The following is a 12,246-nucleotide window of genomic DNA, read 5'->3' as shown; positions in this document are numbered from 1 at the left end:
AACTCTTTCTTGGTGCGTCGTTTTTTTTTTGTCTTAGAGTGTATATAACCAAGGAAAGTAACAAATCAAACTTTTATTAACAAATGATCAAAACTACTAATAATGGACATATTTAGGTTAATATAATTATTTATTTATAATATTTAGGTTAATAAATATTTAACTATTTTGTACATTATTATATTTTAATTTCTACAGTTCTAAAGTATAAGTAATGCTTTTAGGAACATTGTGTGACAATATCAATTTTAGGTGCTGGTGCATGGGGTACAGCGATTGCAATTTCATTAAGCAGTGAGAAATTGGTTTTGTGGACGCGCAATGAAGCTACATTTGAATAAATTAATGGGAAAAGAGAAAATGAAAAGCTACCCGGTTGTCGAATTCTGATAATGTGTAAGTAAAATTGGCAATTGAAGAAACAATTAATACTTCAACAACAATCCTTGCTATTCCAACTCAGTCTCTTCGAGAGGTGTGTGAGCGGTCGCATAATTGCAACCTAACAAGGGAGGTAGCAATAATTTTAGCCTGTAAAAGGAATTGAAAGATCTACATTTTAAAACTACCCAGTGAAATATTAAGTGAAGTTTTACCGAACAACCCTGTTTCTATTTTTTCAGGTCCTAGTTTTGCTATAGAAGTTGCAAAAAAATTGCCCTATTCAATGGTTCTCGCATGTCAAAATGACACACTAGGTTCAAAACTAATGTCAGAGCTACAGCAAGAGAACATTAAACTGTACTTTAGTAGCGATGTTATAGGAGTACAGATTTGTGCAGCATTAAAAAACGTTTTTGCTATAGCGTGCGAAATTGTTTTAGGTAAAAAAGTTGGATATAATGCTCACGCAGCACTGATAGCAAAGAGTATGAATGAAATGAAGGCTTTGTATTTAGCAAAAAACCACAACAGTAATATGGATATAGATACGTTACTTGGGCCAGCATGTTTGGGCGATTTAATCCTGACATGCACATTTTTGAATTCAAGAAATCTGACCTTTGGGGTCAAAATAGGTAGTAGTATTAATAGCTTTGACATTCAGCAGATTTTATCAGAAGGTAAGTCAGTAGTTGAAGGTTTTAGCACTGTTCAATCTGCATTCTATTTAGCTGAAAAGTTGAGATAAAAATGTCCGTATGTGAAGCGGTTTACAGATTATTGTATGAAAATGCCTCTATAGAAGATGCTATTTCTGTTCTTGTAAGTTAGTTTGTACTTGGTGAATTGTGAAATTTTTACATAAATTGATATCAACATGGTGGCTGTCTGGCAGAGTAAAAAAATGCCAGGTACTATGGGTAGTTTAGCTTCTTATCCAATTGTTCCTATAATACTAAGTAACAGAATTTTAGGTGCAGCAACTATTATTTTCTTATTCTTGATTGAAGTATGGTCCATAGATAACTACATAAAACATTACCAGACTTCACACAAGCCAAAAGAGGTAGTAATTGATGAGGTAGTTGGCCAATTCCTGACAATATTTTTAATTTCGGTGCTGCTAAACCAAGAAATGAATTGTCCTTTATTGCTGTTATGCTTTTTTCTTTTAGGTTATTTGATATAATAAAAGCGTGGTCTATAAATTTAATCGACAAAAATATCGAAGGTCCTCTAGGTGTTATGCTAGATAATATTATAGCTGCAATTTTAGCGTGTGTTCTTATAGGGGCCCTTTATTGCTTATTATCTGTGTATGCAGGATAAGAAAATTTACTATTCAAGCTTGGTTACTCAAAATCTAAAGGATTACATACTGTACGCAGCAAATTTATCTCAGTGGGAAGTGCACAATGAATTTGATAACATTATATTCTCAAAACCTTAAAGCAAGGAATATAGAAGAAACATGGGTAATGAATTCGCATACGAAGACAAAGAGCATCTTTGAAAAGAATGAGGTTAAACACGTTAATATACACCCAAAAAAGTTTTACTTAACATTAAAAATTACTTTTTATCTGCTGACGCTGTTCCGGACTTGAAGTTGAATGCTGTAAATAGTAGCAATCTCTTGGAACAATTAGATTTATGTACCTCTGGAATTTTTCATCATAATGTTGGGATTGTCAGTACATTTCTCCGCGGATTATCAAATTATGATGATAAAAACTCAGAATTAAGATTTTTTCTCATAACGCTAAACAACGAAATTGTTGGAACATGCGGCTTTTACATTCAAAACAGCGTAGCTGGTTTCTACAGTGATGGAGTTTTACCAATTCATAGAAATCGTGGAATAGGTAGCCAAATGGTTTTAGAAAGAATCAAGATAATCCAGCAGCTTCAATGTAAATATGTAGTAGCACATTGTATGAAACCTTCTGTCAACCTTTATAAATGATTGGGCTTTCAGATATTAGGCAATCTTTACTTGCACACTTTTTCAGCGTAACTTATACATACCCTTACTGAGCAGTTATAAATTTTTATGTCTGTTTTATAAAAGTATTATGTGTTTTTTTGTATGAAGTTGTTTTATTATTAATTTTAATATTATTCTTTCTCTCTCACTCTAAATTGAAAGTGGATAATAAAATTAAGAGCCTACAACACATCAAAATATCATAATAAATAATTTAATCGATACTGTAGATGATGGATTTTATATTTGGGATGCAAAAAAACGTATAGAAAAGTTTTCTCCCAACCTACTGATATTGCTCAATACAGTTTTTTACTCATTTAATGAGTTTGTAAATTTCTTTGAGCAGTCAGAACGCTTAATTAAAAATTTCACTGAGGCAAAGAAAATAAACAAATCTTTTACTCTGGATCTAAAGTCAAAGGATGGTGAGGTTTAGTGCATATGTTATGGCAGAAGCATAATAGATGATTCTAACGAAGTGATTGGTGTACTGCTATGGATAAGAAACATCTCAGAATATAAGATAAAATCTAACGAACTTGAGTTGAAAAATAATAAGCTTAAACGAAAAATAGAGAAATATAGGAATAATTTCCACTCTTTGCCGTTTCCAGTACTAAAATATAATGAAAATAAAAAAGTAAAGTTTTATAATTTGTTTTATGATAAATATATAAATGGCTCTCAGAGATTAGCTGTTGCTAGTAGTGTGCGCAATACAAAATCAGGAAAACATGTGTTAACTTACAGGAATGAACGCAAGGTTTTTGATTTTATCAAAATTCCAATGCGAAATTCTGATGGCACGGTAATATATGGAAAAGATGTTAGCGATGCAGAGAAGTTACGTGCTGGATTAGTTATTTAGCTGCACAGCAAAGTTTTTTTGAGGAGTTGCCAATTGCTATCGCAATATATAGTAAAACCCAGAAACTGAAGTTTTATAATAATGCCTTTATAAAAACCTTTCAATTTGATACAAAGTTTTTGGCATCTTGTCCAACTTATCACGAGGTTATGATTTACCTATTTGAATCTAAAAAGCTTTTAGAAAAAGAGGATTTTCAAATCATCAGTAGCCAAAGGCATGAGATGTTCAAAAAATTACTTGGACCATATAATGGTACAATCCACTTCACAAATGGAAAGGTGTTTAGAATATTAATAATACCCTATGCTTCAGAAGGGTTACTCTTTTCATACGAGGAGTGCAAGAGTTAGTATTCAAACTTCTCCCCTCTCTACCATAAGCTGCTTTACTTTTTCTATTGCCCTCGCTGGATTAAGCCCTTTAGGACAGGTTTTTGTACAATTCATTATTGTATGACAACGAAACAACTTAAATGGGTCATTTAAGGCATCAAGTCTTTCACCCGTCTTGTAATCACGGCTATCAGCGATCCATCTGTAAGCCTGTAGCAGTATTGCTGGCCCTAAAAATTTAACACTGTTACACCAATAGCTTGGACAGCTAGTCGAACAGCAGGCACATAATATACAATCAGAAAGGCCATCCAGTTTTTTTCTATCCTCAGGATATTGTGAATACTCTTGGTTTGGTAAGTCAGGCTTACCTGCTTGTAACCAAGGGTTAATTGACTTATATTGCTCATAGAATTGACTCAAGTCTGAGACTAGGTCTTTTATTAAATACATATGAGGTAACGGATATACTTTTATATCACCTTTTATATTGTGTATAGATTTAGTGCATGCTAGAGTATTGGTTCCATCAATATTCATATATATATAGCGCAAGATCCACATATTCCTTCTCTACAAAAACGTCTGAAAGTTAAGGTCGAATCTATTTCATCCTTTATCTTTATCAATGCATCGAGTACCATAGGGTCACAATTATCCATATCAATGAAAAATGTGTCTATTCTAGGATATTTCTCGTCATCAGCGGACCAACGGTAAATTTGAAATCTTCTGACATTTTTTACTTTAGCAGGAACAGGGTAGACTTTGCCCTTTTCATTAATTTTAGAATTCTTCGGCAGAGAAAATTGAACCCTGTCATTTTCCTTTTATCGTAAAAATTCTTTTATTTTGTAGATAACATATTTTGGCACTATCTTCTATACTTTTCCTTTTAATTGGGTACATCAAGCAAAGCTAAAATTTTGCATTCTAGATTTTCCATTATAATTTCCTCCTCTTCTTTTTGATGATCAAACTCAAGTAAATGGAGCAACCCATACACTAACATATGTGCAATGTGATCCATGATGGGTATACGGTACTCATCTGACTCTTTTTGTATTGTGTCTATTGAAATCGCTATGTCTCCCAAATCGCACTCGTTATATAGTTGCTCACACTGAAATGATAACACGCTAGTTGGTTTATCCATTTTTCTAAATTTTAAATATAAATTTTAAATATAAGTTGATATATCAAATTATCATCAGCCAGAACCACTGATATACTTGGTTCATAGTGGTCTATCTTTAATTCTTGAAGAGAAACGCTTATAATGTTTGATACAAATCTCTCTGGATCCTCTATAATGCTATACCATCTTCCATCAAGAAAATTTACTTCTAACATCACTCATCCGTCTCATTCGTCTTCTGAGACTGGAGAAACTGATAAACGTGGTTGTTTTAATATGGTCATATTTTTTAAAAGTTTTTAATATCACTCAACGTCACTTGATTACTTAAAGACTTGGAAAGTTCTACACCTACCAATCCAAACTTGGAATCGTTAACACGATAATATTCTTTAAAGACTTCAACTATTCCAAATATAGCTTTTTCTTTACTTGTATGGTAAAAGAACGCAAAATCGCCTAACTTCATAGCTTTCATATGACTTTGAGCTTGTTAGTTGCATACACCATCCCACTCAACTGTCTTCTCCTTTTCCATCTTTTGCCATGAATATTCATTTGGTTCTGACTTGAGTAGCCAAAATTGCATTATTTTTTTCTTCTTAAGTAAGCTGGTATATCATAGATATTGCTACTCCATTTTATCCCCTTACTTACTTGCTCATCTGGCTTTGTTTCCGGTACCGGAGTTTGACCACTTGAACTTTTCTTATTCTGAAGTCTAGCTTTGATTCACAGACGAAGTTTCTGACCTGTCATCACGGATAACGCTATTATCGATACCAGTTGCAAGAACAGAGACCCTAACTTTGCCTTCCATCCCTTGATCAAAGGTAGCACCAAATATTATATTTGCAATTTCATTCACTTCTTCACGCACTCTATTTGCTGCGCATCAACTTCAAATAGAGTCATGTCTCCGCCACCGGTAATGTTAATCAGTATCCCTTGCGCACCATTCATTGACACGTTATCGAGCAATGGATTAGATATTGCAGCTTCTGCAGCACTGATTGCTCTATCTTCTCCTTCAGCCTCTCCAGTACCAATCATCGCCTTACCCATCTCGCTCATTACTGTTTCTATATCAGCAAAATCAAGGTTAATGAGCCCTGGCATTACCATCAAAAAAGCCACCCCTCTGATACCGATATGCAGAACATTATCAGCGAGTTTAAATGGATCAAAAAATGTAGTTTTTTCATTAGAAATTCTAAATAAATACTGATTTGGAATAACAATGAGCGTATCTACGTATTTTTATAGCTTTTCAAGCCTGAATTCCGCAATGCGCATACGGCGCACGCCTTCAAAACCGAATGGCTTGGTTACAACTCCAACAGTTAATATATTTTTTTCTTTCGATATTTTATCTTTAACTGCAGCCCTCGCTTCTCTTGCCGCTTTTGCAATTACTAGTGCTGCACCTGTTCCAGTAGCACCACCCATTCCTGCCGTGATGAAGAGCATATGACTATCTTTTATAGGCTCCATAATTTCATCAATTGATTCTTCTGCCGCACCTTTGCCAACATCAGGAAAAGCACCAGCACCAAGCCCTTTAGTTAAGTTAATTACCCAGCTGAATTTTTTTTATCACATAATGACTTCTCTAGCGCTTGAGCATCATTATTTGCTACAACATAATTCACTCCCTGCAAATTGGATTGAATCATGTTGTTCACAGCATTCCCACCAGCACCGCCAACGCCTATAACAGTAATCCTTGGGTGTAACACAGGTAATTCTGGCAGACTAAGGTCTATAGACATTTAAATTACTCAAACTTAGCGAATTCACTTGATAATAAGTTACTGATTTTTTAGCAGTATGTAAACACTTTTCACTTCTATAGACTTCTATTTTCACTTCTAGAGTAAATAAGATTTACTTATACTTAACATTATAAGCACCATCAATAGATATCCAGGTAGTGTTACTGTACAACTCAAAAAATAGAAAACGTTTATTAAAAGTGATAGAAACCTATCCCTTTACTTTTGGAACTATCTTATTTTTCCTTATGCTATGTTGATTGTGTTTGTTTTGAACCCAGCCCAAATACTTGCTTCAGCTCATTTATCTTGCTTTCTGGTTTTTCACCTTCAAGCAACTAACGTGCTTCCTCAATTATGTCTGCTTTATTACTATTCTTTTATGCAAGCACAGGTGCAGCCATTAAAGTTACCACTGAAACAGCAATTATCAAGCTAGCTGCCAGTGGGCAACCACAAGCAACCGCAAGTGCGGATAACCTAGTAATGGCAGGACCAACAAACGTTGCAACTTTTGCTCCAGTTGTATCAACAAAAGCTGCATAAGCTGGATTCATAAAATAAGTAGCTGTAAGAGCTACTGCTGAAAGTACAAGAACAATTCCTGTGATTTTTAATTTATTATTAATCACTTATTGACCAAGCCCACTAGTAGCATCTAGAATTCCCCAGTGATCGTCAGCTTGTTGATATCCCTTAGAAATGGCAGAAAAAAGACCATCCCTTTTTTGATATTTATAACCTGTTAAAGCCATGACTCTACTCCTTACAATAGAATATTAAAATTTCACTGAGAAAATATATAGTAAAAAAAATTACCTGTCAAAAAAAAAATTATTTATTAATACATTGTTATTCTGTAATTGAGCGCTTCAGCGATGTGCGCTCTCTTCACCTCTTCACTTTTTGCAAGGTCTGCAATGGTTCTTGCAACTCTTAATACGCGTGTGTACCCCCGATTGGAAATGTAGTTTTCTTTTAGCACGTATTTCAGTAACCCCAACCCTGCTTGATCTGGCTTAGTGAATTTATCTAATGCTTCACCACTTACTTCTGAATTACAACTAACACTTAATTTACTGTGGCGCTCAGCTTGAATTTTTCTTGCTGCTATTGCTTTTTCTCTTATACTTCTAGTGCTCTCCCCTATTTCCAGAGAAAGTATGCTGACGGTTGGCATTTCAATGCATATATTTATTCTATCAAGCAATGGTCCTGATATTTTATTCCTATAATCTATGCCACACCGTGGAGAATTGTTGCATGACCTGCTTGCATTTCCCAATTGGTTGGTGTCGAGTCAAGTGGTTGGTGAAGAGAATCAAGCACGAGTCTTGGAAATTTAGGCAATTCATCAAGAAATAACACCCCATTATGAGCCATGGTGATTTCTCCAGGCTTTGCATTTTTTCCTACTCTTATCATTGCTGGCATGGAACATGAATGATGAGGTTCACGAAAGGGACGGTTAATCTTGAATATTTCATTGCCAGCTTGCGTTATTCTGGAAATAATATTCACTTCGATCATCTCCTGCTCAGTTAAATCAGGCAGTAGCCCTATAAACCGTTTGGCAAGCATTGATTTCCAGTGCCTGGAGGTCCAACAAGAAGCATGTTATGTCCGCCTGCTGCTGCAATTTCATCCGCTCTTTTTCTACAACTTGGCTTTTGATATCCTTCATATCTGGTACTGATCTTTTTCTTTCGGTTTATTAAAAATCACCGGCTCAATTGACTTCTCACCCTTGAAATTTCTAATAATATCGGTCAACTTCTCTTGAGGCAAAATTGAAACATTCTTTACCCATGAAGCCTCTACTCCATTGCTCCTTGGGCAGATTATTCCTTTGTTTTTCTGTTTTGCATTGATTACTGCTGTCAAAACTCCTGAAACTGAAATAACCCTGCTGTCAAGGGCAATTTCACCCATAATGATGTAAGGCTGAACTTTTTCAACTGGTATAACGTTTATTGCAACAAGCAGTCCAATAGCAATGGCCAAATCATAGTGGCTGACTTCTTTCAGCAAATCTGCAGGAGAAAGATTAATTGTGATTCTTTTTGGAGGAAGCAGTAGATTAATTGAGTTTAGTGCTTCTCTGATGCCCTCTTTGGATTTTGAAACAGTTTTATCCAGCAATCCAACAATATTAAAGGCAAGGACGCTATTTGCCATGTGAATTTGGGCATTAACATTTACTATATTAATGCCCTTAAGTGCAACAGTATTTATATTTGCAATCTCTCATAATATATCTGTAAAGTTATTAATAGAATATACTAAAGAAATTACGAAGTAAAGGTTTTGAACCCCTATACTTGGACTATCATTTTACATAATAATTTAGCAGCACATATAGAATCATAAAAACCCCTTGACAACCCCCACCAATCTCCTTACAATAAAAATGAAGCTAATTATTTATCTTCTCTGTACAGAGCGTTTCATTTTTAATTTTTTGCATTATGTGCACCTCATGTCTTTTACATTGTTGTCTACATTACCGACTAGTGCTGTAAATTGTGCCTATTTGGGCGCTTAAAAACATTAAAAAACGCCAACTGATAAAATGATAGTGAATAACTAGCTGCCCTAGGTTTCTTTTGTCTTTTTTCTGTTTAGTAAATTTCTTAACGTTTATAATTGAGACTTCAAAGGCAACTGAGTCGCAGTTATTAGACGTTTAGAATAAGAGAACGCCATGTTTGAAAGCTAAATTTAAATAACTAGCCACCCACGGGGATTCTTTTGCCCTTTTTTCGTTTGGTAAATTTCTTAAATATTTTCTCAATCTAAAACAATTCAAAATAGATTTCATTTCAGCACTTGATCCAGCCTTTATTATTTGGTTAAAATTAAGTTTACTGGATCCCAGTACTGGGATGACACCATTGAGGTGGGATGACAAGAGGAGGAGCACTGGGATAACAGGAGGGGGCCTCGCCAGATTTAAATCCAATTGAGAAGTTTAAGTAAGAAAAGTACTGCCAAGCCTGATATTAATTCGATTTTGTCTTTCAAAAATTACCTTAGTTAGCTATAGTATGGAAGTCTACTACCGTTTCAGCCTGTGTCTCTGCCTAAACATTTTTCTTAACTGATTAATTTCATCAGCAAAATTTGAGTCATTTTTTATAAAATTTTATAATTGTTTCACCGCATGTATAACAGTAGCATGGTCCCTGTCACCAAAGCTTCTTCCAATATCTGGCAGGCTTTTCTGTGTAAATTTCTTAGCGAAATACATAGCTATTTGCCTCGGTCTTACAAGACAGCGGAGCCTTCTATTGGAGTGCATATCTGTAACTTTTATATTAAAAAACTCGGCTATTTTCTTTTGTATTTCTGCTATTGTAATTGGTTTATGATTCGATCTAAGAAGATCTGCTAGAGTTTCACTATCCGATTCTACTGTCATACTTCTTCCAATTAATGAAGTATGGGCAACCTTATTTAATGCTCCTTCTAATTCTCTTATATTAGATTTTATGTTCCTTGCCAAAAACTCTAGGACATCATCTGTAACATACATATTCATTTGCTCCACTTTGACCAGCAATATACCAAGCCTTAACTCGAAAGTCGTTTCATTAATACCTGCTACCAATCCCCAACCAAGCCGCGACTTTATTCTTTCTTCTAATCCATCAAGATCACTAGGAGATCTATCAGCTGATATAACTAATTGCTTATTTTGGTCTATCAATGCATTAAAAGTGTGAAAAACTCGTCTCTTGAGTACTATCTTTACCACTGATAAATTGCACATCATCTACCATCAATACATCTACTGATCTAAATTGTTCTTTGAATAACATAATATCTTTGCTTCGTAGCGCTGTAATATATTGGTACATGAATTTTTCTGCTGATAAATATGCCACTTTTCTTTTTTCCGACGGAGAATATAGAAACAGAGGATTGCTACCTGGTATTGGATCTATAGACTCTGCTACACGTCTCGCAGCTGTAAACGCCAACTCATTTGGCTTTCCTACTACAAAATTATCAAAGGTAAATCTTGGATCCAGCGGCGAACCAAGACTATGATTACTTTCCTTCTTGTTTTTATTTGTCATAGTATTAGGACTCAAATCCTTCTCTCCAGTTACTTGAATATCAACAAAACGTATGCTTTTATCTTCATCTTGCCATAATGACAGTATCTTTTCTATAGTGAATTGTAATCCACTCTTTTATAAATCTTGTTGGCACAGATAGTAAAACTTCTCCATTGACAATACTGACGAATCTAAGTGAACTCAGCCAAATATTATACGTTGCCTCTCCATAAAGATTATAAAGGCAATATTGGATTTTATCCAAAGCAACATTGTTATCCATTACTGTAACAATTTGGTCAAAAAAGATAGCAGGAACCTTAGAGATAATCAAGCTCATACACAACACCAAGAAAAAAAGCAATAGTTAGAAAAACATAAGATAATCAATAGCTTGCTGCAAAGTGAAAAGGTAACACCATTTAATATACACTCAAAATTATGATAATTTTTGATGAGTTGTAAAGGGTATAAAAGCACTAAAATTGATCATTTTTCTTTCAACAAATGAAACTTCGCTTGCCTTAAGGGTTAGCAGTGTGCTAAAAAATATATATATATATTATGTATTAAATAAGATATTAAATTTATTGGCAAAAAAGTAAAGTGCTCATATAAATATAGCTAATCTAATATAAATTTACTGAAATAAATCTATGATTATGTTAAGCAATTTAAATTGTCGTGCTAAATTTGGTATCGAGCTAGAATTTTATATTGAAAGAAAAGAAAAAGAGTACTTATTTCTCAGTAGCGTTAAAGACAAAATAGCTTCACTTGGATTTTTCTGTGAGAAAGAGAGTTCCATACATCAATATGAGATAAAAAGTGGTTGTTACACCAATTCTAATAACTTAATCGAGCATTTTGAGTTAGTAAAAGAATTAATTACTGAAACAGCACAAAAACTTGGTGGGAATGCTTCCATCAAAGCAAAACCCTTCTTAGATAGAGCTGGCAGTGCATTAAATGTGCATGTTAATCTGGTGTATTCAAACAACAGCAGCTTATTTTACAGCCGCTAACAAAAGTATAGTGATTACTTGATTCATAGTATTGGTGGATTAAGCGCTATGATAAAAAAAAACACATGTTAGTTTTTGCCCCAAATGATGATTCATATTTAAGATTCCAATATCCAGACATTCATACCCCAACCACAGTTAGTTGGGGCGTGACTAATAGAACTGCTGCGATAAGAATACTCAATTCTGGCGATAAATGTCGCGTGAACACCGCGTTCCTGGAGCAGACCTTGAAAAAGTGCTTGCAGCAATAATTGAAGGCATCACTTTTGGCATAGAAAACAAAATCACCTCACCAAACAGAGTATATCGTGTTGCATCCGACCTTCAATACAAGATGGAGAGTTTGGTATGAGCTCTAACCATGTTAGCTCAAGATATATTCCACAGCTAGAATTCAGACGAACTACATGTCTTTCTTACTGGAGTAGAAGGTGGAGTAGAAGCTGGATAGTTATTATAGCTAGAATATGCACTATCAGAGTTGGCATCTTCCCCAGGTTTTACCCCCTTTAATCCCTCTGGTATTGATGGATCAGAAGATAATATTTGAGCTGCAGGCTCTGGTATTACATCATTAGTAGATGTTGGTGCACCGTTACCAACAGGAGAAGTAGGGGTACTATTGCCTTCACCACTATTAGTAACAGTAGGCACAACATTAGGT

6 protein-coding genes and 9 pseudogenes are annotated in these 12,246 nt (G+C 34.7%); 6 read left to right on the top strand and 9 right to left on the bottom strand.

The window, feature by feature from the left end:
- Nucleotides 1-233 precede the first annotated feature (233 nt).
- The 5 genes and pseudogenes from HET73_RS03335 (at nucleotide 234) to HET73_RS07985 (ending at nucleotide 3,595) form a co-directional block, all read left to right on the top strand.
- Nucleotides 234-1,215, top strand: a pseudogene (locus HET73_RS03335) (NAD(P)H-dependent glycerol-3-phosphate dehydrogenase).
- Nucleotides 1,216-1,261: 46 nt separating this feature from the next.
- A pseudogene (locus HET73_RS09650) lies at nucleotides 1,262-1,713 on the top strand (phosphatidylglycerophosphatase A family protein).
- Nucleotides 1,714-1,987: 274 nt separating this feature from the next.
- Nucleotides 1,988-2,350, top strand: coding sequence for a GNAT family N-acetyltransferase (locus HET73_RS07995; protein ID WP_246209902.1), 363 nt, complete (start codon nucleotides 1,988-1,990; stop codon nucleotides 2,348-2,350).
- Nucleotides 2,351-2,852: 502 nt separating this feature from the next.
- Complete coding sequence (locus HET73_RS07990; RefSeq protein ID WP_246209901.1) at nucleotides 2,853-3,242, top strand: SANT/Myb-like DNA-binding domain-containing protein; 390 nt, start codon at nucleotides 2,853-2,855, stop codon at nucleotides 3,240-3,242.
- Nucleotides 3,243-3,268: 26 nt separating this feature from the next.
- Nucleotides 3,269-3,595 carry a hypothetical protein gene (locus HET73_RS07985; protein WP_246209900.1) on the top strand — a complete coding sequence of 109 codons (327 nt, stop codon included), beginning with the start codon at nucleotides 3,269-3,271 and terminating at the stop codon, nucleotides 3,593-3,595.
- A gap of 3 nt (nucleotides 3,596-3,598) precedes the next feature.
- Here HET73_RS07985 and HET73_RS03315 read toward each other — a convergent pair.
- The 8 genes and pseudogenes from HET73_RS03315 to dnaA all read right to left on the bottom strand — a co-directional run bounded on the left by HET73_RS03315 (nucleotide 3,599) and on the right by dnaA (nucleotide 10,894).
- Nucleotides 3,599-4,380 (bottom strand): annotated as a pseudogene (locus tag HET73_RS03315) (succinate dehydrogenase iron-sulfur subunit).
- A gap of 92 nt (nucleotides 4,381-4,472) precedes the next feature.
- Nucleotides 4,473-4,930, bottom strand: a pseudogene (gene ybeY, locus HET73_RS03310) (rRNA maturation RNase YbeY).
- Nucleotides 4,931-4,942: 12 nt separating this feature from the next.
- Nucleotides 4,943-5,304, bottom strand: a pseudogene (locus HET73_RS03305) (EVE domain-containing protein).
- A pseudogene (gene ftsZ, locus HET73_RS03300) lies at nucleotides 5,304-6,487 on the bottom strand (cell division protein FtsZ). Before ftsZ ends, HET73_RS03305 begins: the two co-directional pseudogenes overlap by 1 nt.
- Nucleotides 6,488-6,870: 383 nt before the next feature.
- The gene (locus tag HET73_RS03295) at nucleotides 6,871-7,122 is read right to left on the bottom strand and encodes a hypothetical protein (protein ID WP_174134013.1); all 252 of its coding nucleotides are present in this window, start codon (nucleotides 7,120-7,122) and stop codon (nucleotides 6,871-6,873) included.
- Nucleotides 7,123-7,245: a hypothetical protein gene (locus HET73_RS08985; RefSeq protein WP_281356015.1), complete on the bottom strand. Its 123-nt coding sequence runs from the start codon at nucleotides 7,243-7,245 to the stop codon at nucleotides 7,123-7,125.
- Nucleotides 7,246-7,331: 86 nt separating this feature from the next.
- A pseudogene (locus HET73_RS03290) lies at nucleotides 7,332-8,734 on the bottom strand (YifB family Mg chelatase-like AAA ATPase).
- A gap of 814 nt (nucleotides 8,735-9,548) precedes the next feature.
- Nucleotides 9,549-10,894 (bottom strand): annotated as a pseudogene (gene dnaA, locus HET73_RS03285) (chromosomal replication initiator protein DnaA).
- A 316-nt stretch (nucleotides 10,895-11,210) separates the two neighbouring features.
- Here dnaA and HET73_RS09385 point away from each other — a divergent pair.
- A pseudogene (locus tag HET73_RS09385) lies at nucleotides 11,211-11,934 on the top strand (type I glutamate--ammonia ligase).
- Nucleotides 11,935-11,969: 35 nt separating this feature from the next.
- On the opposite strand, the gene HET73_RS03275 reads toward HET73_RS09385, so the two are convergent.
- Nucleotides 11,970-12,246 (bottom strand): hypothetical protein (locus HET73_RS03275; protein WP_174134012.1); only part of this gene is annotated, 277 nt, incomplete at its 5' end.

The sequence above is a fragment of the Wolbachia endosymbiont of Atemnus politus genome (assembly GCF_013309895.1).
The sequence above is the reverse complement of the archived record's forward strand: the minus strand, read 5'-3'. Positions and strand labels throughout refer to the sequence as shown.